The organism is Acinetobacter sp. NBRC 110496, from assembly GCF_000876115.1.
Taxonomy (GTDB): domain Bacteria; phylum Pseudomonadota; class Gammaproteobacteria; order Pseudomonadales; family Moraxellaceae; genus Acinetobacter.
Genome location: NZ_BBTF01000012.1, coordinates 1 through 25,005, shown reverse-complemented (window position 1 = coordinate 25,005; position 25,005 = coordinate 1). Strand labels below are relative to the sequence as shown.

26 protein-coding genes, 1 pseudogene and 1 riboswitch are annotated in these 25,005 nt (G+C 43.4%); of the genes and pseudogenes, 15 read left to right on the top strand and 12 right to left on the bottom strand.

What is annotated here, in order from left to right:
• Nucleotides 1–3: 3 nt before the first annotated feature.
• Genes Aba26S_RS08155 through Aba26S_RS08135 form a run of 5 tightly spaced genes read left to right on the top strand, consistent with a single transcriptional unit; the run spans nt 4 to nt 7,716 of the window.
• Nucleotides 4–1,821 carry an ABC transporter substrate-binding protein gene (locus Aba26S_RS08155; RefSeq protein ID WP_005239318.1) on the top strand — a complete coding sequence of 606 codons (1,818 nt, stop codon included), beginning with the start codon at nt 4–6 and terminating at the stop codon, nt 1,819–1,821.
• Nucleotides 1,822–1,846: 25 nt separating this feature from the next.
• A complete protein-coding gene (locus Aba26S_RS08150) occupies nt 1,847–3,865 on the top strand; it encodes a M3 family metallopeptidase (protein WP_043971244.1) in 2,019 nt (672 codons plus the stop codon).
• Nucleotides 3,866–3,877: 12 nt separating this feature from the next.
• Nucleotides 3,878–4,816 carry an ABC transporter permease gene (locus tag Aba26S_RS08145; protein WP_004655290.1) on the top strand — a complete coding sequence of 313 codons (939 nt, stop codon included), beginning with the start codon at nt 3,878–3,880 and terminating at the stop codon, nt 4,814–4,816.
• 10 nt (nt 4,817–4,826) lie between these two features.
• A complete protein-coding gene (locus Aba26S_RS08140; protein ID WP_005239316.1) occupies nt 4,827–5,969 on the top strand; it encodes an ABC transporter permease in 1,143 nt (380 codons plus the stop codon).
• A gap of 13 nt (nt 5,970–5,982) precedes the next feature.
• A complete protein-coding gene (locus Aba26S_RS08135; protein ID WP_043971242.1) occupies nt 5,983–7,716 on the top strand; it encodes an ABC transporter ATP-binding protein in 1,734 nt (577 codons plus the stop codon).
• A gap of 59 nt (nt 7,717–7,775) precedes the next feature.
• Here Aba26S_RS08135 and rluB read toward each other — a convergent pair whose 3' ends face one another.
• From rluB to Aba26S_RS08120, 3 genes are read right to left on the bottom strand one after another with little or no spacing between them, the layout of a single operon-like run.
• The gene (gene rluB, locus Aba26S_RS08130) at nt 7,776–8,720 is read right to left on the bottom strand and encodes a 23S rRNA pseudouridine(2605) synthase RluB (protein ID WP_005239313.1); all 945 of its coding nucleotides are present in this window, start codon (nt 8,718–8,720) and stop codon (nt 7,776–7,778) included.
• A gap of 41 nt (nt 8,721–8,761) precedes the next feature.
• Entirely contained in the window at nt 8,762–9,361 is a 600-nt protein-coding gene (gene scpB, locus Aba26S_RS08125) for an SMC-Scp complex subunit ScpB (RefSeq protein WP_005239310.1), read from the bottom strand.
• Nucleotides 9,358–10,152 (bottom strand): ScpA family protein, encoded by a 795-nt coding sequence (locus Aba26S_RS08120; protein WP_005239308.1) that lies wholly within the window; start codon nt 10,150–10,152, stop codon nt 9,358–9,360. The genes scpB and Aba26S_RS08120 overlap by 4 nt, the downstream gene beginning before the upstream one ends.
• Nucleotides 10,153–10,397: 245 nt before the next feature.
• Here Aba26S_RS08120 and Aba26S_RS08115 point away from each other — a divergent pair, with 245 nt between their 5' ends.
• Nucleotides 10,398–11,114 carry a GNAT family N-acetyltransferase gene (locus Aba26S_RS08115; protein ID WP_043971240.1) on the top strand — a complete coding sequence of 239 codons (717 nt, stop codon included), beginning with the start codon at nt 10,398–10,400 and terminating at the stop codon, nt 11,112–11,114.
• Between the two features lie 10 nt (nt 11,115–11,124).
• Here the strand turns inward: Aba26S_RS08115 and Aba26S_RS08110 are convergent, their stop codons facing one another.
• Entirely contained in the window at nt 11,125–11,742 is a 618-nt protein-coding gene (locus Aba26S_RS08110; RefSeq protein ID WP_005239305.1) for an L-threonylcarbamoyladenylate synthase, read from the bottom strand.
• A gap of 87 nt (nt 11,743–11,829) precedes the next feature.
• Nucleotides 11,830–12,492 carry an elongation factor P hydroxylase gene (locus tag Aba26S_RS08105; protein WP_043971238.1) on the bottom strand — a complete coding sequence of 221 codons (663 nt, stop codon included), beginning with the start codon at nt 12,490–12,492 and terminating at the stop codon, nt 11,830–11,832.
• A 96-nt stretch (nt 12,493–12,588) separates the two neighbouring features.
• On the opposite strand from Aba26S_RS08105, the gene Aba26S_RS08100 reads away from it, so the two are divergent.
• The 6 genes from Aba26S_RS08100 (at nt 12,589) to lysM (ending at nt 16,334) form a co-directional block, all read left to right on the top strand.
• The gene (locus Aba26S_RS08100; protein ID WP_005239300.1) at nt 12,589–13,149 is read left to right on the top strand and encodes a DUF177 domain-containing protein; all 561 of its coding nucleotides are present in this window, start codon (nt 12,589–12,591) and stop codon (nt 13,147–13,149) included.
• Nucleotides 13,150–13,224: 75 nt separating this feature from the next.
• Entirely contained in the window at nt 13,225–13,410 is a 186-nt protein-coding gene (gene rpmF, locus Aba26S_RS08095) for a 50S ribosomal protein L32 (protein ID WP_004638135.1), read from the top strand.
• A gap of 197 nt (nt 13,411–13,607) precedes the next feature.
• Nucleotides 13,608–14,600, top strand: coding sequence for an ACP S-malonyltransferase (gene fabD, locus Aba26S_RS08090; RefSeq protein ID WP_043971236.1), 993 nt, complete (start codon nt 13,608–13,610; stop codon nt 14,598–14,600).
• Nucleotides 14,597–15,331, top strand: coding sequence for a 3-oxoacyl-ACP reductase FabG (gene fabG / locus Aba26S_RS08085; protein WP_005239296.1), 735 nt, complete (start codon nt 14,597–14,599; stop codon nt 15,329–15,331). Before fabD ends, fabG begins: the two co-directional genes overlap by 4 nt.
• An 86-nt stretch (nt 15,332–15,417) precedes the next feature.
• Nucleotides 15,418–15,654, top strand: coding sequence for an acyl carrier protein (acpP, locus tag Aba26S_RS08080; RefSeq protein WP_004655272.1), 237 nt, complete (start codon nt 15,418–15,420; stop codon nt 15,652–15,654).
• 206 nt (nt 15,655–15,860) lie between these two features.
• Complete coding sequence (gene lysM / locus Aba26S_RS08075) at nt 15,861–16,334, top strand: peptidoglycan-binding protein LysM (protein ID WP_005239294.1); 474 nt, start codon at nt 15,861–15,863, stop codon at nt 16,332–16,334.
• A 79-nt stretch (nt 16,335–16,413) separates the two neighbouring features.
• Here lysM and Aba26S_RS08070 read toward each other — a convergent pair whose 3' ends face one another.
• Complete coding sequence (locus Aba26S_RS08070; protein WP_005239293.1) at nt 16,414–17,181, bottom strand: hydroxymethylpyrimidine/phosphomethylpyrimidine kinase; 768 nt, start codon at nt 17,179–17,181, stop codon at nt 16,414–16,416.
• A gap of 93 nt (nt 17,182–17,274) precedes the next feature.
• Between Aba26S_RS08070 and Aba26S_RS08065 the strand changes: the two genes are divergently transcribed.
• A complete protein-coding gene (locus Aba26S_RS08065; RefSeq protein ID WP_005239290.1) occupies nt 17,275–17,949 on the top strand; it encodes an HAD-IA family hydrolase in 675 nt (224 codons plus the stop codon).
• Between the two features lie 49 nt (nt 17,950–17,998).
• On the opposite strand, the gene ribB is transcribed toward Aba26S_RS08065, so the two are convergent.
• Nucleotides 17,999–18,658 (bottom strand): 3,4-dihydroxy-2-butanone-4-phosphate synthase, encoded by a 660-nt coding sequence (ribB, locus tag Aba26S_RS08060; RefSeq protein WP_043971234.1) that lies wholly within the window; start codon nt 18,656–18,658, stop codon nt 17,999–18,001.
• Between the two features lie 97 nt (nt 18,659–18,755).
• Nucleotides 18,756–18,913, bottom strand: a riboswitch (FMN riboswitch).
• Between the two features lie 186 nt (nt 18,914–19,099).
• Between ribB and Aba26S_RS08055 the strand changes: the two genes are divergently transcribed.
• Nucleotides 19,100–19,312 (top strand): hypothetical protein, encoded by a 213-nt coding sequence (locus Aba26S_RS08055; protein WP_005239287.1) that lies wholly within the window; start codon nt 19,100–19,102, stop codon nt 19,310–19,312.
• Between the two features lie 15 nt (nt 19,313–19,327).
• Nucleotides 19,328–20,506, top strand: a pseudogene (locus tag Aba26S_RS08050) (hypothetical protein).
• Between the two features lie 13 nt (nt 20,507–20,519).
• Here Aba26S_RS08050 and Aba26S_RS08045 read toward each other — a convergent pair.
• From Aba26S_RS08045 to Aba26S_RS08025, 5 genes are all read right to left on the bottom strand, one after another.
• A complete protein-coding gene (locus Aba26S_RS08045; protein ID WP_043971231.1) occupies nt 20,520–22,310 on the bottom strand; it encodes a patatin-like phospholipase family protein in 1,791 nt (596 codons plus the stop codon).
• A 190-nt stretch (nt 22,311–22,500) separates the two neighbouring features.
• Entirely contained in the window at nt 22,501–22,881 is a 381-nt protein-coding gene (panD, locus tag Aba26S_RS08040; RefSeq protein WP_004655255.1) for an aspartate 1-decarboxylase, read from the bottom strand.
• Nucleotides 22,882–23,020: 139 nt separating this feature from the next.
• Nucleotides 23,021–23,602, bottom strand: a complete 582-nt coding sequence (gene pth, locus Aba26S_RS08035) for an aminoacyl-tRNA hydrolase (protein ID WP_005239284.1) — start codon at nt 23,600–23,602, stop codon at nt 23,021–23,023.
• Nucleotides 23,603–23,621: 19 nt separating this feature from the next.
• Nucleotides 23,622–23,918 (bottom strand): 50S ribosomal protein L25, encoded by a 297-nt coding sequence (gene rplY, locus Aba26S_RS08030; protein WP_005239283.1) that lies wholly within the window; start codon nt 23,916–23,918, stop codon nt 23,622–23,624.
• Between the two features lie 96 nt (nt 23,919–24,014).
• The gene (locus Aba26S_RS08025) at nt 24,015–24,968 is read right to left on the bottom strand and encodes a ribose-phosphate pyrophosphokinase (protein WP_005239282.1); all 954 of its coding nucleotides are present in this window, start codon (nt 24,966–24,968) and stop codon (nt 24,015–24,017) included.
• Nucleotides 24,969–25,005: the final 37 nt, after the last annotated feature.

Below are 25,005 nucleotides of genomic sequence, written 5' to 3'. Positions count from 1 at the left end.
TTTATGATGAAGCAGAATTTTAAACTTTCGATGCAACACATGAGTGTGGCGCTGTTATTGGGGACAACATTAAGTCTAGGGGTAACGATTACAGAAGCGAAAAGCCCAGCGGATCCTAAAAAAGTACTCCGTTATGCTTTTCCAGTCGCAGAAACGGGTTTTGATCCCGTTGCCACGCAAGATTTATATTCTGCACATATTCTTTATTCGGTATTTGAAACCCTTTATACCTACGATTATTTAGCTTCTCCTGCCAAATTGGTGCCAAAAACGGCAGTGGCATTACCTGAAGTGAGTGCAGATGGTTTGACCTATACCATTCGGATTCAGAAAGGGATTTATTTCACCCCTGATCCTGCATTTCAAGGCAAGCCGCGTGAACTCACTGCTGCTGATTATGCGTATTCATTTAAACGCTTACTTGATCCAAATCTACATTCACCAAACAGCTGGTTGTTCGAAGATAAAATCGTGGGCATTGAACCATTTATTCAACAAGCCAGTAAAACTGGGAAATTTAATTATGACCAGCCAATGGCGGGGATACAAACACCTGATCGGTATACTTTGGTGATCCGTTTAAAAGAACCGAATCATAATTTTCCGATGCTGTTGGCGCATCAACCGACGGGTGCAGTGGCGCGCGAGGTGATTGAAAAATATCGGGATAAAGCGGGTTATGTGATGGGGCGACCTGTCGGAACAGGCCCTTATATGCTGTCACACTGGACACCGGGTTCTCGGATTATTCTGAAAGCAAATCCAGATTATCGTGGTTTTATCTGGGATTTTAAGTCCAGTGATCCTGCCGATCAGAAAATCGTGCAACAAATGCAAGGCAAGAAAATGCCGCAGATTGGTGTAGTTGATATTCAGGTGATTGAAGAATCGCAATCTGGATGGCTGTCTTTTCAGAAAGATGGACTGGATTTATTTACCTTGGATGGTGAGTTACCCGTACAGGCCTTAGATCAAGATGGCAAATTAAAACCTGAACTTGCCAAGAAGGGTATCCAGCTATCGCGTATCTTAGATCCGTCGATTGACTATCTGTATTGGAATATCCAGAACCCTGTGGTAGGGGGCTTGAGTAAGGACAAGATTGCACTGCGCCGTGCCATGTCTATGGCAATTTCCAAAGATAAATTCATTAGTATTTTAGCCAAAGGCAATGCTCAAAAATTAGAGTCGCCAATTCCCTTTGGTGTGGCAGGGCATGATCCAAATTATAAAAGCAGCATTCCTTATTCAGTCAAGGCAGCCAATCTGTTACTGGATCGCTATAACTATAAAGTCGGTAAGAACGGCTGGCGGACTCTACCGGATGGCAAACCTTTAGTAATTGAGTTTATGCCTTCAACCAGTAGTGCCCGTAGTATGCAAATGGCAGAATTGCTGAAAAAAGATCTGACCAATATCAAAATTAATATGGTGTCAAAACCCGTTCCATTTGCTGAAGGTTTAAAAGCAGAAAAACAATGTAAGACCATGTTTAAGGCCTCCGCTTGGATTGCAGACTACCCTGATGCAGATAACTTTGTGCAGTTGTTCTATGGCAATAATATCCATGCGACCAACCATACCTGCTTTAAATTACCAGAATATGATCGTCTCTATGAGCAATCACAGAAACTGGATGACAGTCCTGAGCGTGATCTGCTGTATCGCAAAATGTCACGGCTGTTAGAGTTTTATTCACCTGTACAGTTCATGTCGACTCGCTACCGTACTGTAGTCGCTCAACCGCGTGTGATTGGTTATAAAAAGCATCCGGTATTACCCGCAGAGTGGATGTACATCGATATTCAAGACAAGAAATAACAAACAGATTAAATTGGAGAGAGAAATGGCGAAAAAAATATTACAACGATCAACACTGGGGCTGTTATCCCTGGCAGCGCTAGGCATGAGCCAAGGTATTTGGGCTGAAAATACCCGAACGACTTTACCAATTTTAAAAACCAGTGAAAGTGCGCAATGGTGTGATGCCAATGTGCAGACCTTAAAGCAGCGCATCGCTCAACTCGAAAAACAAACCGTAACCGCTCAATCTGATGCGGCACCTGTCTTGGCAGAGTGGGATCAACTGATGGCCAGCTTTGAAGATTTTTCAGGGCCGATTAGCCTGTATAGCAATGTCGATCCTGATGCGAAATTGCGTAAAGCAGCAGAAGACTGTGAGGTCAAACTCAATCAACTACAGACGGAAATCTATCAAAATCCAAAGCTGTATCAACGTTTTAAGAACACCAAAGCCAAGGATGCGATTGACCGTAAATATCGGCAGGATATCCTCGATGCCTTTGAAGATACCGGGGTACAACTTCCCCCTGCGAAAAGAGCACGGGTCAAAACGATTTTTGATGAGCTCACCAAACTTTCACAAGAGTTCTCCCGCAATATTCGGGATAACCCAGAAAAATTAGAATTTACGCCAGCCGAATTGAAGGGACTACCTGACAGCTATATTGCAGGCCTAAAGAAAAATGACAAAGGCAATTATTTATTAGGCTTTGAATATCCAGAGTATCAACCGTTTATGGAGTTGGCAGACAGCGATGCGGCACGGAAACGTTATCAAACCGCATTTACACGCCGTGGTACTGAAAAGAATTTAGTTTTACTGAAACAAATTATCGATTTGCGTTATGAATTGGCGCAGCAATTTGGTCAGCCAAGTTATGCTGACTGGACTTTAAAGAAGCGCATGGCCAAAACACCCAAAACGGTCAATACGTTCTTGTCCGATGTGCATCAAGTGGTTGCCCCATTAGAGCAAAAAGAAGTACAAGAATTACGTGCCTTTAAAGCCAAAACCATGAACATTGCTTTAGAACAAGCCGAAATTAACCGCTGGAATGTCAATTACTGGAGTGAAAAACTCCGCAAGGAAAAATACCAGATTGATCAAGAAAAACTCCGTGATTATTTCCCGACATTGGCCGCTCAAAAATGGTTATTTGCGATTTCATCTGATCTATATGGCATTGAGTTTAAACCCGCCAAAGTCGCTACATGGCAAGATGAGGTTGAATATTACGATGTTACCGATAAGAAGACGGGTGAAGTCCTTGGCGGTTTATACATGGATAAATTTCCGCGTGAAGGCAAGTATGGTCATGCGGCGGTGTGGGGTGTTTATGGGGGCAGTACGCTCAGCAAGCGTAAACCCATTTCGGTATTGGTCACCAACTTTAACCGCAAAGGTTTAAACAGTGATGAACTGGAAACTTTTGTACATGAGTTTGGACATGCTTTGCATGGCATTTTATCGAAAACCCGTTATTCAGGTCAGTCAGGGACTTCAGTCGAACGAGACTTTGTTGAAGCACCTTCACAAATGTATGAAGAGTGGGCGCGTCGTAAAGAAACCTTAGCTAAAGTGGCCGACTATTGTGATCCTGCTTGCCCACGCGTCGATGATGCACTGATTGCACGTCTTAAATCAGTCCATAATTATGGACGTGGTCTGCGCTATGCACGTCAAACCCTTTATGCGCAATATGACATGGCGTTACATGGTGCGGATGCACTGAAAGTACAGCCGATGGATGTCTGGAAAAAAATGGAGTCTGCAACTGCATTGGGCTACGTACCGAATACTGAATTCCCGGGACAGTTTGGTCATTTGATGGGGTATCAAGCGGGTTATTACGGTTATATGTGGTCTGAGGTATTGGCCCTGGATATGTTATCTGCTTTTGGTGACAACCTGAATAATCCGGAAGTTGGCCAGCGTTACCGTCAAACGATTTTGTCGCAAGGCAGTCAGAAAGATGCTGCACAATTGGTCAAAGACTTTTTAGGCCGAGAACCAGATAACAAAGCTTTCTTTAATGAAATTACAGGTCAACGGGTTAAATAAGGATTTGCCATTATGCTTGCTTATGTCGTGCGTAGACTATGGCAAATGATCCCGACCATGTTGGGTGTTATTTTGCTGATTTTCTTCTTGTTTAACTGGGTTGGAGGTGATCCTGCATATATCTTGGCAGGGAAGATGTCTAACCCTGAGCAAATTGAAAACATCCGTAAACAGTTGGGCGTTGACCAACCGTATTATGTACAGCTTTGGATTTTTATTAAGCAGATTCTGACCTTTGACTATGGTGCAAGCTGGAGTACAGGAGAGTCCGTTTCGCAGATTATTCTGACCCGTTTAGGGCCATCGTTGACCTTATTGATTCCACTGACCATTTTACAAACCGTCATTTCTATCATCTTGGCGTTGGCGGTTGCATCGGTTCGTGGTTCATTGACCGATCGTATGGTGATGATGCTGTGTACCATTGGCATGTCGATCAGTATCTTGGTGTATATCATCGTATTTCAATATGTTTTGGCGTATCAACTCAGTTGGTTCCCGGTACAGGGCTGGAGTGATAGTTTTAGCCAAAATCTATTCCATTATGCCTTGTTGCCTATTTTGATCATGTTGGTGGTCAGTATTGCCCCGACGCTACGTTTATATCGCAGCTTTGTGCTGGATGAAATCAATCAAGATTATGTCCGTACAGCACGTGCTAAAGGCGTGGGGGAGTCTCGGGTTCTTGGTGTACATGTTTTGCGGAATGCCTCGATTCCGATTGTGACCGAAGTGATGGCCAGTTTGCCTGCCTTGTTGATCGGAGCTTTCCTGATCGAACGTTTCTTTGGTATTCCCGGAATCGGCCGTGAAATTATTATTGCTGTTGAACGTAGTGATTTTCCAGTGATTAAAGCGATTACCGTATATATCGCTGCGGTGACCATGATTTTTAACCTGATCGCCGATCTGATTTATAAGCTCCTCGATCCTCGTGTACAGCTGAAGTAGGAGGATGAAGATGCTTAACACAATTTTTAAAGGCAAAGTCTCTTCAAATGATTCAACAGCTGCAACAGGTTTATGGCAACTGGCATTACGGCGTTTGAAAGCAGATCGTATCGCTGTCGTTTCTTTTATTGTGGTGCTGTTCTATTTCATTTTATTGGCGTTATCCATGACGGGGGTAATTGCATCAAACTGGAATAAAGAAGTGGCCGTCAGTTATGCGCCGCCGACATTTTTAGGTGCAGATAAAGAGTTAGACCAAATCAAAACCAAGACGGAAACAGCTGCCGCTTTGCCTGAAAATCCAGTTGATCCCTTGAAAGAGGTGATTCAACAATTGAATGCAGAAATTAAAAAGGAACAACAAAACGGTTCTCCTATAGATAACTATGGCATGGTTGATCCATTGGCTGAGGATATGCAGCAGATTGATCAGCAGCTCGGTGGACATTTACTGGATCAAAAACAAGAATTAAAAACCACCTTGGCTTTTGGTGCAGATAAATGGGGACAAGATGTATTGCTCAAAACCATTAAAGGAGCTGAGACTTCAATTCTAGTCGGCTTACTGTCAGCAGTATTGGCCGTCGTGATTGGTACTTTCTTAGGCGCAATTGCCGGTTATTTTGGTGGCTGGGTCGACGATGTACTGAACTGGTTCTATAACATTTTTACCTCGATCCCTTATTTGCTATTGGTATTGGCTATTGCCGCAGTCCTACAACAAAAAGGCATTCTGTCGATTGTGTTAATTCTTGGATTGACGGGATGGACAGGCGTTTTCCGCTTGATACGTGCTGAATATATGAAGCATAAATCACGGGAATATGTGCTTGCGGCCAAAGCCATTGGTGTCAGCCATTTACGTCGTATGTTCGTGCATATCTTTCCGAACGTCAGTCATATTGCCTTGGTACAGATTTCGATTTTGGTGGTGTCATTTATCAAATCCGAAGTGATTCTCAGCTTCCTCGGTTTTGGCGTACCTGTCGGCGTGGTGTCTTGGGGCAGTATGTTGAATGAAGCGCAAAGTGAGTTGATCTTGGGCAAATGGTGGCAATTGGCAGCGGCATCGATCGCAATGGCGGTTTTGGTCACAGCATTCTCAATGTTTACCGACGCCTTGCGTGATGCTTTAGATCCTAAGTTGAAATAGCGGAGAGATAATTATGCAAGATCAAAATGAAACGACGCTATTACATGTCGACAATCTGCATGTCAGCTTTAAAGGTGAAAATAAACAGTGGATTGAAACGGTCAAAGGCATTTCATTTTCCATTCCTAAAAACAAGACCGTGGCTTTGGTTGGAGAGTCGGGCAGTGGCAAATCGGTCACTTCCCTTGCGGTGATGGGGTTGTTGCCCAAAGGGCAAAGCCAGATTGCAGAACAGAGCCAAATCAGCTTTGAGGGAAAAGACTTACTGAATTTATCGGCCAAAGAAATTCGAAAGATCTGTGGTAAAGACATTGCCATGATTTTTCAGGAACCGATGTCCTCACTGAATCCAGTCTTTACTGTAGGCGACCAGATTGCCGAGGTATTGTGTATTCATTTAGGCATGGGGCGCAAGCAAGCGCGAGGACGTGTATTAGAGCTACTTCGAGAAGTGGGTATACCAGCACCTGAAACCAAGATTGATGCCTATCCGAGTCAGCTTTCAGGAGGCCAGCAGCAACGGGTGATGATTGCGATGGCAATTGCCTGTGAACCTAAGCTGTTGATTGCGGACGAACCAACTACGGCTTTGGATGTCACGATTCAGAAGCAGATTATTGATTTACTGGAGTCTTTACGGCAACGTCATGAAATGTCGATGCTGTTTATTACCCATGATCTGGCTTTGGTCGGTGAAATTGCAGATGAAGTGATTGTGATGCGTCATGGTGAAATTCGTGAAAATGGCCCAGTTAAACAGGTGCTGGAACAACCACAAGATGTGTATACCCGTGCTTTGCTGCATTGTCGTCCACAGCTCTCGACTCGTCCATATCGTTTACCTGTGACCAGTGATTTTATGAAGCAGGACGAAAATGGACAACTGATCGAAGCCACCAATCTGTCTGATCTAAACTTGAAACAACGTGTCCGTGGTCTGACTGGCGAAGAACCCATTGTTTTAGATGTCAAAGACCTGAAAAAGTCATTTTATAGCCGTAAGGGCTTGTGGGGGCGTGACGAATTTCAAGCGGTGAAAGGGGTCTCTTTTCAGCTTGCAAAAGGTAAAACTTTAGGGCTGGTTGGCGAGTCTGGTTCAGGTAAAACTACAGTGGGCTTGTTACTGATGCGCTTACATGAAGCAACCGGTGGACAGGCATTAATTGGCGGCAAAGATATTCTTGCCATGAGTGAGAAAGAGTTTTGTCAGTACCAGCGCAAGATTCAGATTATTTTCCAGAATCCGTATGCATCGCTTAATCCCCGTTTTACCATCGGACAGATTCTATTGGAACCGATGCGGATTCATGGCATTGGTGAAAATGACGCAGAACGTAAAAAGATTGCTTTGGAATTACTGGAAAGAGTAAGTCTACCAGCGCAAGCATATGATCGCTATCCGCATGAGTTTTCTGGTGGGCAGCGACAACGGATTGCGATTGCACGTTGCTTGACCTTAAAACCTGAGATTTTGATTTGTGATGAATCGGTTTCTGCGCTGGATGTATCGGTACAAGCACAGGTGCTGAATTTATTGCAGGACCTGCAAGATGAGTTTGGTCTGAGTTATATCTTTATTTCCCATGATTTATCGGTGGTGAAATATATTTCAGATCAGGTAATGGTCATGAATCATGGTGAGTTGGTGGAAATCGCCAATTCGGATGAACTGTACCTCCATCCACAACATGAATATACCAAAAAGTTGCTGAATGCGATTCCTCAGGGGATTGCCCACCCTCATTAAAAGCAGGGCATAAAAAAACGCTCTGATCAGAGCGTTTTTTTATTTTAAAGGAAAAAAGATTAGAACTTTTTAAAACCTTTATTGAAACCAATGGTTTTACGACCATTATTGTTGTTGCTATTTGCGCCTGAACGTTGCTGTGATTGATCTTGTTCGTCATCACGGCGTTGTTGACGGAGGTAACCACCACGACGCGCGGCCATAGGTTTGTCGGCCATACGCTCGGTACGACGTTTTGCCATACCGAATAAACCTGTCCCTTGACGTGGTTTTAATTCCACTGATTTTGCCAAGTTGTCGATATCGGTTTTATCCAGCTCCATCCAGCGACCTGTACGTAACTCACGCGGTAAAATGACCGTGCCATAACGGGTACGCAATAAGCGGCTGACTTTCAGGCTTTGTGATTCAAAGATACGGCGAACTTCACGGTTACGACCTTCTTTCACCACCACTTGATACCAACGGTTGATCCCGTCACCACCAATTTCAGAGAATGATTCAAACTTGGCTGGACCATCTTCAAGCTCAACCCCTTTCAGCATGTTATTGCGAATTTGAGGTGTCACTTCGCCCATCACACGAACCGCGTATTCACGTTCAACTTCGTTTGAAGGGTGCATTAAACGGTTGGCAAGTTCACCATCATTGGTGAATAACAACAGACCGGTACTGTTAATGTCCAGACGACCGACCATGACCCAGCGGTCATTGGCGATTTGCGGCAAATGATCAAATACGGTAGGACGCTTTTCAGGGTCATTGCGTGAGCAAATTTCACCTTCTGGCTTATAGTAAATTAAAACACGACGACGGATTTCGTCTTCAATTTGGAATTGTACTTTACGACCATCGATACGAAGCTCATCACCTGGTTCGATACGTTCACCGACTTGGGCAATCTGACCATTGATACTGACACGACCAGCAGCAATGACTTCCTCCATATAGCGACGCGAGCCTAACCCGACTCTCGCTAAAACCTTTTGTAATTTTTCACTCATGACAGCACAACCTTAGACATAATGATCAACAGTTCACCTTCTCAAGACTTCGGTGCATGTGCATCGAGAGCCATGAATGCTTCCTTGGCGTTCTGCAGGGGAGGCAATTGGCCTAGCGAAGCTAAACCAAATGCATTTAAAAATTGGGGCGTTGTAATTAACAACGCAGGTCTTCCAGGTAAATCTCTGAAACCAGCTTCTTTAATCCAGTTCCAGTCAAAAAGCGTTCTTAAATTCTGGCTATTGTTGGATACACCACGAATTTGTTCAATATCAGCACGCGTGACAGGCTGATGGTAAGCAATCACTGCGACTGTTTCGAGTAATGACGGTGATAATTTGGTTGGGCGTTCTGGCCAAACCTGCGCAATCACATTTCGATATTTAGCACGTACTTGAAAGCGGAAACCTTGCGCCGTTTCAATCAACTCGATGGATCGGCCATGTTGCAACATCGCAAGTTGTTGTAAAAACGTACGTAATTGTTGCTTATTATATTGGTTTTGAAAGGCTTCTTTTAGGCGCGCAAGAGAAACTGGGGAGTCACTGGCGAATAAAATCGCTTCAATTTGCAATAACACCTCATGATGAATGTCTTCAAATGACATGCCTTCATTCTGCTCAAATTGATCTAAACTCATGCCGTCACTCCTTGAATCGTTAAGGGAGCTTCAATTCCGGTATGAATAATTTGAATTTTTTGCTGACGTGTCAGTTCAAGTACTGCCATAAATGTCACAACCATACCCATACGGCCTTGCATCGGATTTAATAATTCAATAAAACTCAAGGCTTCACCTGATGCCAGTTGGCTTTCAATAAAGGCAATACGTTCTTCTAAGAGGACGGGCTCTTGTGCCACCACATGGGTGATCGGTTCTGGGCGGTTGAAGACGCAAAATAAAGCATCATGTAAGGCAGCAACATCATAGCCTTCATAAATCGGGGCAATATGCCCAATACTGACATTGGTGCTAAAAGTATCGCGCTCGAAAATTGGCATTTGCCCCAATCGTTCCGCCGCTTGCTTGATACGTAAATAGGTTTCTAGACGATCAATCAATTCCTGTTTCGGATCTTTTTCAAACTGATCAACAGCAACAGGTTTTGGTAGAAGTAGACGTGATTTCAGATCAGCCAGTAATGCAGCCATCACCATATAATCTGCAGTTAATTCGATATTGAGTGATTTCATACTATCCATATAGGATAGATATTGGGTTGCAATCGGAGAAATATCGACCTGCAATAAATCAAAGCCATTTTTTTGAATCAGATAGATCAGAAAGTCTAAAGGACCTTCAAATTGTTCCAGTAAAATTTCAAACGCAGCAGGGGGTATATATAAATCTTCAGGTATGACTTCTTGCCACTCGTCAAGCACGCGAATGGAAGGAGTGGACTCCAATGTTTGGGGGAGAATTTGGTTCATTACCGTTATAAGCCACGCGAATTTTCAAAAGCATGAAAGATATAATTTTGTGTGCAAGGAGGGCACATGCTACCAAGAGCAAGTCTATTCTAATCGAAATTGACAATTTAATAAATTACTGACTTACAAAAACCTTAAACTTCTCAGGGTATTTTCTGTATTTATGCAAGATTATATCGGCTATAGAAAAAACATATGCTTAAATGAGCAGCGAAATCATTATTTTATTTAAATGATAAATTGCCATGAAACAATATTTAAAAACACAACAAAACACATTTGGACAAACCGTTGGCTTTGCCTTAGACCATCCACCTAGTCAGCCAATCAGCAGCGATCTTGTCAGTCGCTCCCTAAGACTGATTCATATCGTCGGTGAAATCTCTGATCAGGCAGCTAGTCAGATTTGGCAAGTGGTTGCCACAGAGCCCAATGCAGCATGCTGGACTTATTTACCTTATGCTGCACCGCAAAGCCAGTTTTTGTTAAAACAGGATTTGCAAAATCGATTTGGTTTTAATGGCTCTACACATTTCCTCATAGAAGTCGATGGGGAAATTCAAGGCTGGATTGCATTGTTAAATCCAAGACTGGAGCTGGGGGTAATTGAGATCGGTAATGTTTATTTTTCTCATCGAATGAAAAAATCTAAAGCTTCAACTGAAACGATATTTTTACTGTTACAACAATGTTTTGCCCATGGGTTTAGGCGTGTAGAGTGGAAGTGTGATGATTGTAATGCACCTTCTAAAGCTGCTGCTTTACGGTTTGGTTTTCAGTACGAAGGTTTATTCCGTCAAGATCGGATTACCAAAGGGCATAACCGTAATACGGCATGGTTTTCAATCCTCGATGAGGAGTGGCCTGATTTAGAAAAAATCTATCAGCAATGGCTTAGTCCTGATAATTTTGATGCACAAGGTTTTCAGAAACAGCGGCTATCTGATTTCTTTATAAATTAAAAATCAGTGTTTATTCAAAAGCACTGACATCACCGACACCACGACGTACGATTTCAGGATTTTCTCCAGATAAATCCACAATACTGGTGGTGGATAAGGTACCGAAGCCGCTGTCGATAAATACATCTATACGTTTGCCTAACTGGTTTTCAATATCATAAGGATCATCCAGCGGATCTTTTTGCTCAGGCAAAATCAGGGTGCTGGTTAGCAGCGGTTCACCCAGTTCTTGTAATAAGGCCTGTGCAACAGGATTACTTGGAATACGCAGACCAATGGTTTTTTTCTTTGGATGCATTAAACGTTTTGGCACCTCGCTAGTCGCGGGCAAAATAAACGTTGTGACTGCGGGGGTGTTGTTTTTCAATAAGCGATACATGGCATTATCGACTTTGGCATAGGTCGCAATGTCAGATAAATCACAACACATAATCGCATATTGATGTTTCGGGCCTAAGCCACGGATTTGCGCAATTCGTTCCATTGCGTTTTTATTGCCGATTTGGCAACCAATTGCATAGGCGGCATCGGTAGGATACACCACCACATCACCTGCACGAATACGTTCTACCGCTTGGGTAATTAAGCGAGCCTGTGGATTCTCAGGATGAATATGTAAATGCAACATCTTTGAACTCCCTGATCTATATGGCTAAATTTAGTATGAAACGGGTTATGGTTAAGTTGCAAGCATTAGATGTGACAATTTTGTCTTTTAATCAAGGTCTTCGCGTTTAAATTCATCTCGTTGTAATGGTGTGCTATTCCGTGTGCAATGGCAGATGTAATGAATGAAATGCGCTGCGTCGCGTGGCAATTTAGCTTCGCCAGAAAAATAACGCTGTACTTGTGCAAAGACATGATCTTTAAATTGTTGGCCGTTGCCGCTGTCGCCGGTTAAATTATCCAATGAGACGCGAAATTTCCGACCAAAGGCAGTTGCGAACAGCCATTCAATCGCTTGGGGTTTGATTTCGACTTGTTCAAATAAGGCTTGTTGTTCAGCCGTCCTGCCATCTGGTGCATACCAATACCCAAGATCAGGCAGTAGGCGACGTTGCGCGCCAGAAATGCTCCAATGGCTAATTTCATGCAGCGCACTATTAAAGAAACCGTGGGCAAATTGGATTCTTGCGGGTTGTCCATTTTCTGATGGGAAATATTCTGGTTCAAAATCACCTTTAACTAGTGTCACATTATGGTGGGAAAACCAGTGATTAAAGTGTAAAATAAGCCAATCAACCTGTTCTGGTTCTGATGTTAACTTTTGCCAAGATGAGCGTTGCACTTGATCTGGCGTTAATGCAGGAGCAGAGGTTGAATGGGTGCTTACAAGTAATGAAGTTGTTACTTCAAGTTGCGGCTGCAACAGGTGCATTGCTTAATTTACCCCGAGTTCTGTCTAAAGAAGTGCAAAATTGTATCTTAATCTTTGACAGAGTACCGATGAATTTGTAGAATTGCCGCCTTAATTATGTCAGCAAATACCTTTCCGGCACAGATTGAGCCGTTTAAATGGGCTGAACAGGGCTTTACATGGTCAGGCACACTGCCATTGTCTCGCTTTGCTCGTATCGCTCGTGAAGCTGTTGGATCAATTAATGATCGATTGATCAACGTAGACTGTAAGCTATCAATGGATGCATATCATCGTATTGTATGGCTGGATGGACATATTGAAACGAAAGTTCCAATGGAATGCCAACGTTGTTTGGATACCGTTGAAACTGAACTTGTTTCAAGCTTTCATTTGGCTTTGATCGATGATGAGTCACTGATAGAGCGCTTGGATGAGGATGCTGATTTCATCGTTTTAGGTGAAAGTGAGTCTTCGAAAAAAGGTGATTTTGATACACCTGCTTCGATTGATTTGCTCGCACTACTAGAAGATGAACTGTTATTGTTGATGCCTTTATCTCCCAAGCATGATGTTTGTGAGCATAAACATCGACCTGCCATTCAGGACGTTGTCGAAGAGAAGCGGGATAACCCGTTTGATGTTTTGGCAAGTTTGAAGGGTAAACTTAACTCATAATTTGTGATATAATGTTGAGTTAAGACAACTGAATTTGTTTCTGATCCATTTTTTCGATCTTTGTAAGGAGCCATCATGGCCGTTCAGCAAAACCGTAAAAGTCGCTCTCGCCGTGACATGCGCCGTTCACATGACGCTTTAACCGAGAATGCATTATCTGTAGACCAAACTACTGGTGAAACTCATCGTCGTCACCACGTGACTAAAGACGGTATTTACCGTGGTCGTCAATTATTCGCTAAAGCAGCTGATGCTGAATAATTGAACCATATGCATTAAGCGTTAGCTTAAAGTATAGAAAAAATGGGAGCGAAAGCTCCCTTTTTTGTTGTTTTTCGCAATTAAAAAACGATTTAATCAATGGTAAATTGCCGCATCGGAAAAGAGTCTGTTGTCATTCTCATGTAGAATCATGGGAGTTGATCAAATTGGCGATAGACCATTTTAAGGATTTTTATATGTCGACTAAACGACTTGAGCAGGCAGCTCAGGCAACAAAAACAGCATTTGTTTTTCCTGGTCAGGGTTCACAAAAAGCAGGTATGTTGGCTGAACTTGCAGAGCAATTTAGTGTCGTTCAAGATACATTTGCAGAAGCATCAGCAGCACTCGGTTTTGATCTGTGGCAGATTGCCCAGAGTGGTGAAGGCTTAGACCAAACTGAAAATACTCAACCTGTGTTATTGACAGCAAGCATTGCTTTATGGCGTGTGTGGTTAGAACTGGGTGGAATTGTGCCAAAGTACCTTGCTGGGCACTCTTTAGGGGAATACAGTGCGCTTGTTGCGGCAGAAGCAATGAGTTTAGCTGATGCGGTTAAACTGGTTCATTTGCGTGGCAAATTGATGCAGGGTGCTGTTCCTCAGGGTACAGGTGCCATGGCTGCGATTCTTGGCTTGGCGGATGAAAAAGTGATTGAGCTTTGTCAGAATGCCAATGCCTCTGCTGCGGGACAAGGCTCGGTTGAAGCTGCAAATTATAATGCACAAGGGCAGGTTGTGATTGCAGGTAGCACGGCTTTGGTTCAACAAGTCATGGCAGAAGCAAAAGAACAATCAGGTAAGGCCATCGCATTGCCTGTTTCGGTGCCTTCACATTGTACCTTGATGAAGCCAGCCGCAGAAAAGTTTGCGGAAGCTTTGGAACAAACTGCCATTGAGCTACCATGCCTTCCTGTAATACAAAATGTCAACGCGGAAATCGCGACAGATGTTGCCCAGTTACGTCAGGCATTAACGGCTCAGTTGTATCAGTCAGTTCAATGGACACGGACCATGCAATATCTGCAAGATCAGGGTATTCAGTATGTGGTTGAATGTGGACCAGGTACCGTGCTCAGTAATCTTGCCAAGCGATTACCGAACATAGAAAAAGCATTTGCCATTGATAGCAAAGCACGTATGGAAGATGCCCTAAACGCAGTGTTAGTGGCAGAAGGAAAAATTGCATGACACAACAACGAAAAGTTGCGTTAGTGACAGGAGCAAGCCGCGGTATTGGCGCAGCGATTGCACAGCAACTCATTCAAGACGGTTTTTTTGTAGTTGGTACCGCGACTTCTGAAGCAGGCGCGCAAAAATTGACAGAAAGCTTTGCTGAGCATGGAACAGGCGCTGTACTGGATGTTCGCGATGGCGCAGCCATTGATGCACTGGTATCAGACATTGAGCAAAAATATGGTTCAGTGTTGGTATTGGTCAACAATGCAGGCATTACCAAAGATAATTTGTTGCTTCGTATGTCTGAAGATGATTGGGATGACATTCTCAATATCCATCTGAAAGCCGTTTACCGCTTGTCTAAGCGTGTATTGAAAGGCATGACCAAAGCGCGTTTTGGTCGCATTATTAATATCAGTTCGGTGGTTGCACATTTTGCCAATCCTGGACAAGCAAACTACTCGGCAGCAAAAGCAGGAATTGAAGCATTCAGTCGTAGCTTAGCCAAAGAGATGGGGAGCCGTCAGATTACAGTGAACAGTGTTGCACCTGGTTTCATTGCCACTGAAATGACTGATCAGTTAAGCGAAGAGATTCGTAAAAAAATGACTGATCAAGTCGCTTTAAATCGTTTAGGTGAACCTCAAGATATTGCGGATGCAGTGAGTTTCCTTGCCAGCGATAAGGCTAGTTACATTACTGGTACAGTTTTACATGTAAATGGTGGTCTATACATGGCCTAAGTGGCGATGTATAAACTTTTAAAAAATTTAATATTCAATTAAACTAGTGGCAAATTAAAACGCCACAAGCAATGAGGAGAATTCCTGTGAGCGATATCGAACAACGCATCAAACAAGCTGTAGCTGAACAATTAGGTATGCGTGCTGAAGAGATTAAGAACGAAGCATCTTTCATGGATGACTTAGGTGCTGACTCTTTAGATTTGGTTGAACTTGTAATGTCTTTCGAAAATGATTTTGACATCACGATTCCAGATGAAGATTCAAACGAAATCACAACTGTTCAATCTGCAATCGATTACGTAACTAAGAAACTTGGTTAATCATCTTGCATGATCAAAAGCCACCGCAAGGTGGCTTTTTTGTGTGTAATGCTTTCGCAACAGAATGTTTTTAATTAAGTTCTATGGCATATACATATATTTACAAGACCGCTTTAAATTGAAACTCGAGTGATTTATTTTTTCTGTATAACTAGATGTAGGTCGATTTTGACCATATGCGGTTTATAATTACAGAGGAAATAACAATGGGTCTTTTTGATTTTGTTAAAGGTATTGGTAAGAAAAATACAGCGCCTGCAGAGCCTCAAGCTGCGCCAGCAACACCAGCTGAACCTTCAGCTCAAGAGATTGCAAATAAATTATTAGGTTTGATTAAAAGTTTAGGTCTTGGGGTTGAAGGCTTGGCTGTGACATATAACGGCACAACGGATACTGCAACAATTAAAGGGCAAGTTAAAAGTCAGGCAGATAAAGAAAAGATCGTACTTGCTGTAGGAAATACCGATCATGTCGCACAAGTGGATGATCAGATGACGGTAGAAAGTCCTGAGCCAGAAAGTAAATTCTACACGGTAAAATCAGGCGACAACTTGTCGAAGATTTCAAAAGAGTATTATGGTGATCCAAACCAATACAATAAAATCTTTGAAGCTAATCGTCCATTACTTAAAAATGCAGATGATATTTTCCCAGGACAAGTTTTACGTATTCCACAATAATCTGTGAGTATTAAAAAAGGCGCTTGATGCGCCTTTTTTAATAAAAAATTTTTGAAAAAATTAACGATTTCTGGAGCGTTTAAAAGCGTTTTGGAAGCTTTTGCCCATTGGGTACGGGTGTTTCTGCCTGTTTTAATACACCAAATAACCAGGTTTCAGCATGCTGAACCGCAATTTTTAAAGAATCACCTAGGGCCAAACGTCCAGCAATGAAACTTGCCAATGAACAACCTGAACCGTGGTATTGACCTTCTAAGCGAGGACAGCGGCTCTCAGCCAGCATTTTGCCATCGGCATAAAGCACGTTACGGATATGATCTGGAGTGTCTTCATGGCCGCCTTTAACCAATACTGCTTTTGCACCCATTTCAAACAGTTTATGGGTCGCTTGTTCAATATCATCCAGACCAGTTAAGGCTCTTAGCTCAACCGTATTGGGGGTGATCACCGTCGCCAAAGGAATCAATTCTACAAAGGCTTTGACTAAGGTCGCCTGATCGCCGAGTGAACCGCCACTATTTGCGACCAGTACTGGATCGAGCACATAGAGATAATCGGGATGCTCACGTAAAAATTCAGCCAGTGCCGCAATATTATCAGTTGTGCCGAGCATACCTGACTTCACACATTTAATTGGCAAGTCAGCAACCACTGCATTGGCTTGCGCCAAGAGTAATTCTTTGGAAGTGGCTTCAAAACCGAACACTTGTTGTGAGTTTTGAATGGTTAAAGCAGTACAGGCAATGGCTGCATGTGCGCCACTTTGTCCAATTGCTTCAATATCGGCCTGTAGGCCAGCTCCACCCGATGGATCTAAACCTGAAAAACAAAGTACGGTTGGGCGCACTGCAATTTCCTTTTATTCTTCAATCTACGGTAGTATAGGGAAGTTTCGAGAAACTCTCGACACTGTTGTGTAAGACTGCAAGAGATTGAACGAATGACGATCAAAAATATTCTCATCGATTTAGATGGAACCTTAACCGATCCTAAAATTGGGATTCATGGTTCAATTCGTTTTGCATTAGAAAAATTAGGCCAGCCTGTCGCTGATGATGTGGATCTGGACTGGACTATTGGGCCGCCACTCAAAGCATCTTTGGCAAAATTACTGAATACCCAAGATGATGCGTTGGCTGAACAGGCTCTGTTGGCTTACCGTGAACGTTTTTCGGTCATTGGCTTATTTGAAAATGAGGTTTATCCAAGCGTCGTCGAGACTTTGCAACAATTACAAGCACAAGGTTATGCTTTGTTCTTAGCGACAGCCAAGCCCATCATTTATGCCAAGCAGATTCTGGCTCATTTTCAGTTGGATCAATATTTTACCGAAATGTATGGCAGTGAACTGACTGGTGAGCGAACCAATAAAGCTGACTTAATTGCCTATATTCTTGAGCAACAACAACTGGATGCTCAGCATTGCATTATGGTGGGGGATCGCCAATATGACATTATGGGCGCACGTGCCAATGGCATTGAAACCATTGCAGTGAATTATGGCTATGGTCGAGCAGAGGAGTTGGCTCAGGCACAACCCGTGAGCCAAATTTCACAATTTAGTCAACTGCTTATAGCGATTGCTGAACTGAATGCAGAGCGGAAAGTATCATAAATATCGATGACATAAAAAAGCCTCGAATGATCGAGGCTTTTTATTTTCATCAGAGATTATGTTTGAGACGATATTGCACCAGTTCATCGATACTGATTACCGTAAGACCATGGGTTTGTGCATAAGCAAGCACTTGGATACCCGACGCCATTGAACCATCTGGATTGGTCAATTCACAGAGTACTCCAGCTGGTTTTAAACCTGCCAAACGTGCTAAATCAATGGTTCCTTCAGTATGGCCACGACGGCTCAACACACCACCTTCACGCGCGCGTAAAGGAAAAACATGACCTGGGCGATTGAGGTCACTCGCTACGGCACCTGCTTGGGTTGCAGCCAAAATGGTGGTGACGCGATCTTTGGCTGAAACACCCGTGGTCACGCCTTGTGCGGCTTCGATCGTTACGGTAAATGCGGTTTTGAATTGGCTAGAATTGTCGACTACCATGGGTGGAAGTTCTAAATGATCAGCCAAGGCTTCAGTTAGGCATAAACACACAATACCTGAACCATCCCGAATCATTTGTGCCATGGTTTCAACGCTCAGTGTTTCCGCCGCGATAATCAGGTCTGCTTCATTTTCACGGTCAAAGTCATCCATCACCAACACAGGTTTGCCTTGGCGGATGTCTTCTAAAGCTTGTTGAATACGTTGTTCAGCAGGAGAAAGGGCTGAAAAGAAAAGTTCGGGTTGAATTAAACTGGACATAATGAAACGCTCTCGTAATTAGGATACGGTTGAACATTTCAGGACTGATGTAAAAATAAGCGTGCACAAAAACAACGCCAAAAGCGTGTTCTAGTGATTTCGTCTTCTTTCATCCGGACTATACCGTCGGCTTTGGTTTCTCACCAAATCTGCGAGTATATATAAATATATACAGGCTCGTGGGCTGATTAGGTCATTGGGTTGCAAGGCCTAACTTACCACCGGTGGGGAATCTCACCCCGCCCTGAAGCGATGTGCCTTGATTATAGCCAGATTTTTATGCGAAAAGGTGACTTTTTATAGAATGAATCGTTCTATAAAAATGAAAAAAGAACTGAGCTGTTGTTTAGGTTTTGCTGCCGATCTGTGAAATTGGCAATCGCATCAAATTGAGCATACACTCAATAGATAAAACAATAATGATGGGCAGGGATTAGTAAAATGGAGAAAGTAGCGAAAACTGAGCTAGAACAATTAGCGCAACAATTACATCGACCGGTGATGAGTCTTCAAGCATTTTCTCAATTATCTAGTCAAGATTTGGCTTGGCTCAATCAGCAATTACAACGCACCCTTGAGCATGAAGATCAGAAAATGAATCAGAGCTTATATCAGACTCCTTTTTTTCTACGTTGGTTGTTCCGAGATCGATAAGGGGGATGGAAAGTCATGACTCGACTTGCGGTACAGGCAGAAATCATCAAGTTGGCACGTATCTTGAGGGTCACTGAACCAGAATTGGTATTTATGCAGTCTTTGGCGCCTGAAAATTTAAGGCAATTCCGTTTTGCGCTCTTAGAACGATTACAGAATCAGCAGAAAAAACGATTTCGCTATTTGGCTGCCTGGGTCAATTGGCTACCGCGCTGGATCAGTGTTGTTATGGTGAAACACTTCTTGGAACCCTTTATCGTGGCGCAAATTGCGGTGTATTTGCCCACGGAACGTTCTTATCGTATTGTGAAGCACTTGCCAGCTAAAACTGTTGCTGCAATCTCAGTGTATTTAGACCCACGCTTGGCGAGAGAGTTGTTGGGCTATCTCACTACGCATCAGATTACCGAGATTACTCAAGTCCTGCTGGAACAGCGTGATTTTGTCACCATGGGGCGCTTCGTCAGCATGTTGTCTGATGTGGTTTTGCAGGACGTGGCACAAGTGGTTGAGAGTGAGAGCGATCTGCTGGAGATTGCTTTTTTTATTGAGTCGCGTGAGCAAATTGACCATTTGGTGCATGTCTTACCCAAACAGCGGATTGAGAAAGCCTTATTAATCATTGGTGATCCAAGTCAACGTCTAGTCTGGCCCAAAGTTCTGGCGCTAATGAGTTATATCAGTTATGGACTGAAGCAGGAGCTTGGCGATCTAGCGGTTCTGCAAGGCGAACCTGTGGTCAATGCTATTATTCAGGCGACGCAAGAAGACCAGTTATGGGAAGATATGTTGCCTGTTGTGGCTTGCTTGTCGGCACAAGCACAGCGTTTTGTTGCTAATTTGCCAGCATTAAGGCGTGTGGAGATTATCCAGAGTATTGTCGAGGCGGCTGATCGTTGCGATTTGTGGACCGATATGTTGGTTATTGTGAACTATATGCAAGATGAAGCGAGAGAGGTCGTCGCGACCGCAATTGCCCAAATTGATGAGCAAGTCCTGCATCATATTGCTTATGCGTCATTATTACGCTCACAATGGGAAGTGACATTTGACATCATGCGACGGATGCCTGTTGCAAAGCAGTAACAGTGTCATCGTATTCTTGATGGTTATATGCAGCAATTAGACCCTGAAACTTATCGGTATTTAGATACTTTACTAGATCGCTATCAGATTCGGTCTGCCATTGTATAATTCCATTTCTTGCTTATGCACTGGGTAGCGTTTCTCGAATAGGGAGCAATATCTCTATGGCGTGGTCATAGCCACGCTCAACCAGTTCATCAAGTTTATGCCAGTCAAACATACCAATGCCTTCAATCGGCATGCGCACATGTAAATTGGCCCGTTCAATGGCTGCTGTTTGAATCATGGTATCACTGGCAAGGGTTGCAGTACGCATCAGGATTTCTGCCAGTCGTGGTGCATGTAATAGTTTATCTTTAATCACTTTATTCCAGTTGAGCAGAGCACTTTGATCGGGTTTGTCCAGTCCAATGCCGGGGACTCGGATATCATCATGTAAACTGACATTACTGGCAATAATTGTTCCTCTTTCTAAATTCTGCATGACATCGGTAGGTAGATTATTAATCACACCACCATCACAGAGGAGATTTTCATGCCAAGCCACTGGTGGTGCTACCCCAGGTACGCTCATACTGGTGCCGACCCAAGTTGCAAGTTCACCTTGATCATGAATAACGGCCTGTCCTGTGGTGAGATTGGTCGAAATACAGTAATAGGTCTGTCTAAGTTCTTCGATACGTCGGTGTCCAAAAATGGCATGGAGGCGGTTATGAAAACGTTGTCCCCGAATCAGGGAAACCCGTGGCATGGTGTAATCATTGAGATAGTTGCGTGCTACAAAAGTCTCATAAGCGATATGGGTCATTTCTACACTGTCAAAACCACAAGCGACCAATGCGGCCACAAAAGCCCCCATACTGGTACCACCGACAATATCAATCGGGATATGCAATTGCTCCAGCGCACGAATTAAACCAATATGGGCAAAGCCACGTGCACCGCCACCGCCAAGAACCAAACCCACCCCTTGACTGGAAATCTGACGCGCCACCGCACAGATATCATTCTGAGCCCAAAGATGGACAAAGTAATGGGCACGGGCATGATAGAGCTGTTTCCAGATGAGGGTATGGGGTGAAGGATCACCTTCGGAACGAAGCAAAACCAATTCAATTGGGCTTTGCCAGTCGTGTTGAGTAAGCACATGCGAGAGTGGGGTTTGGGTTGGTGTTTGATTGGCCTCCGCCAGAATCAGAATCCGATCTGCCTGATGCAAACAGCGCTTTGACCATTCATCCTCACTGTTGTCGGCGGCATAAAGTACATAGCAATGTTTTTCTTCTAAGCTGGCTAACCATTGTCTAAGCTGTAAATCTTCAGGGCTGTAATCCAATGGGGTTTGGCTGAAACCTGCTCCAAACAGGGCATCAATATGCGCGGCAGTCACCAAGCGTACACGTGGCCAACGTTGTAGGTGCTCAGTGAGTTTTTCTGCCAAGTGAGTAGCTGGAATGTGGGCAGAGACAGGAATAACCGAAAGTGTCCGGCTGCTTCCCATTACATGACAATGTTGCTGTTCGGGCTGTGAACGATTGATGATCAGTCTGGATAAGGCGAACAGGACTTTGGGATGTTGATGGATAAAATTTAGAAATTGTTGCTGAGGAATACCGAGTAGAGCTGTGTCTCGAACAGCATTGACCGTAGCATGATGGGGCTGATTGGAAATTACGCCTGTTTCACCGATAAGCTCATGACGGCCATAATAGGTCAATAGTCCCGTCGTGGTGGTAAGTTTGACGCGCCCATAGGCAACAATATAGAGATGATCGGCAATATCATGGGCACAATACAGTTGTTGTCCCGTTTGCAGATGACGAATATGACAATAGGGTAGCAATGGCTCAAGCATCGCATGATCTAGCTCAGCAAAGAGGCTCACTTTAGTTAAAATATTAATAATATCCATATTGTTCAAATTATCTTTATTGTCTTTTTATTGAACAGATTCTAGCGCTATTTTGCAAGTTTGCTTGCGTAAAACCTGACCTTATTTTTCAGTGTTTTTGTATTGATACTGGAGATATTAAATTGATGTTATTCAGTCAATAAAAAAGCCAGTTCATATTGTGACTGGCTTTTTAGAAATCTTTGATTGCTTATGCAATTTGTACAGGAATACAGTTTGCAGTATGGTTTACTGTATTGTCTGGATTTGCATAGACTAGACGTGGTTTGTGAAGATTGGCTTCAACTTCGGTAAAATCACCAAAAGTCGCAATAATCACTAAATCACCGACATCAGCTTGATGGGCTGCGCCACCATTGACTGAGATAATGCCTGAATCGTCTTCACCACGAATTGCATAAGTGGTAAAGCGTTTACCATTGGTGACGTTCCATACGTGGATTTCTTCGTATTCACGAATCCCTGCTAAGTCCATTAATACGCCATCAATTGCGCAAGAACCTTCATAATGAAGCTCTGCATGCGTCACAACTGCACGGTGAATTTTACATTTTAATAAACGAGATAGCATGGCTAGCGTCTCCTGAGTAAGACCTAAGATGATTCTCTTAAGGTTGACTTGTCACGTTTTCCGCGGGCTATGGGCGGTTTGATGCGCATTTTGCGCTTAAAAATGCAATATGGCAAGCGGGATTGATCAACAATTCAGTTCAAGCAGGCTTGTAAGCATTAATTTGATTCATGGCCTGTGACACTTGTCCATCAACCAGCATTTTCACTTGGGATAGGGCATGGTCAATGGCTGCATCCATTAAGCCTTGCTCACTGCTTGGCGCTTTACCAAGCACATGGCCAGAAACACGATCTTTTGAACCAGGGTGTCCAATTCCAATGCGTAAGCGATGAAAATTCGCACCGATATGTGGAACGATATCGCGAAGACCATTATGTCCGCCGTGTCCGCCACCTGTTTTCAAACGAATAATACCTGGATTCATATCCAGTTCATCATGCGCGATCAGAATTGCTTCAGGAGCAACTTGATAAAATTTGGCGAAGGGGACAACACTCTGACCAGAACGGTTCATAAAAGTGGTGGGGAGTAATAAACGAACGTCATGACCTTCGATCTGGCCACGACCACTGTATCCATGAAACTTAGGATCAGCTTTTAAAGAGATGCCATAACGATCTGCAAGCTGTTCAACGAACCAGAAACCTGCATTATGGCGGGTTTGGGCGTATTCCTTTCCAGGATTGCCCAAACCAACAATTAGCGAAATATTTGACACTAATTTACGCCTTTAACACTTATGCGCGTTTGAAGTCAGCGTGCATAGGCGTGTTTTTAGCTGGGTGACGTTGTAACGCTTGGATTTTAACGTTTTCAACTTTGTCACCGATTTTGATTTCGATAACTTCTTCGAAGAAAGCGTTGTTTTCTAAAGCTTTAACAATTTCACGAAGCTCTAAAGTAATTGCTACAGGCTCAGCGCTACCACCGTAGATGATTGCTGGAATTTGAGCAGCGTGACGAAGGCGGCGGCTCGAACCTTTCCCTTGTTGTGCAGCTTCACGTGATTGAGCATTTAATACGAAGTTTGCCATGGGCATATCCTCATTGAGTGTAAGTAACTAAACTTGCGACCAGTTTAGTGATAGAAAAACCCTAGCGAGCTAGGGTTTAAGAAAAAAGCTGGGCTATTATAGATAACTATCGAACATTGCGCTAATAGATTCTTCGTTATTGATACGACGAATTGTTTCAGCAACCATGCTAGCAACAGAAACTTGGCGAATTTTGCCTAGATTCAATGCTTCATCTGAAAGTGGAATGGTGTCTGTAACAACCAGTTCATCAATCACAGAGTTACGAAGGTTATCAATTGCTTTGCCAGATAGAACAGGGTGAGTCGCATAGGCAACAACACGGCGAGCACCAAACTGTTTCAGTGCATCGGCAGCTTTGCAAAGCGTACCTGCTGTATCTACCATGTCATCAACAATGACACAGTCACGATCTTTTACATCACCAATCAAATGCATCACTTGTGATTCATTTGCTTTTTGGCGACGTTTATCGATGATAGCTAAGTCGATATCACCCATTTGTTTTGCAACAGCACGGGCACGAACAACACCACCAACGTCAGGTGAAACCACCACGAGGTTATGATGTTGTTGTTGACGTAAGTCAGCCAATAACGCTGGCGTACCATAAATGTTGTCAACAGGGATATCGAAGAAACCTTGAATTTGGTCTGCGTGTAGGTCAATCATTACCACACGGTCAATTCCAACGGTTGTCAGCATATCTGCAACAACTTTCGCTGTAATCGGTACACGCGCAGAACGCGGACGACGATCTTGACGTGCATAACCGAAATAAGGAATGACAGCAGTGATACGACCAGCACTTGCGCGACGCAAAGCATCAGCCATAACCAAGATTTCCATCAGGTTATCATTGGTAGGCGCACAGGTAGACTGAACGATAAAAACGTCTTTACCACGAACATTTTCAGTAATTTCTACTGAAATTTCACCATCAGAGAACTTGCTTACAGAAGCAGCACCTAAAGGAATGTGTAAATGGCTTACGACTTTTTGCGCGAAATGTGGATGAGCACTTCCACTAAAAACGACAAGATTGGGCATGAAGCACCCTTGGCGGTTGGCTTATAATGAATTTGGA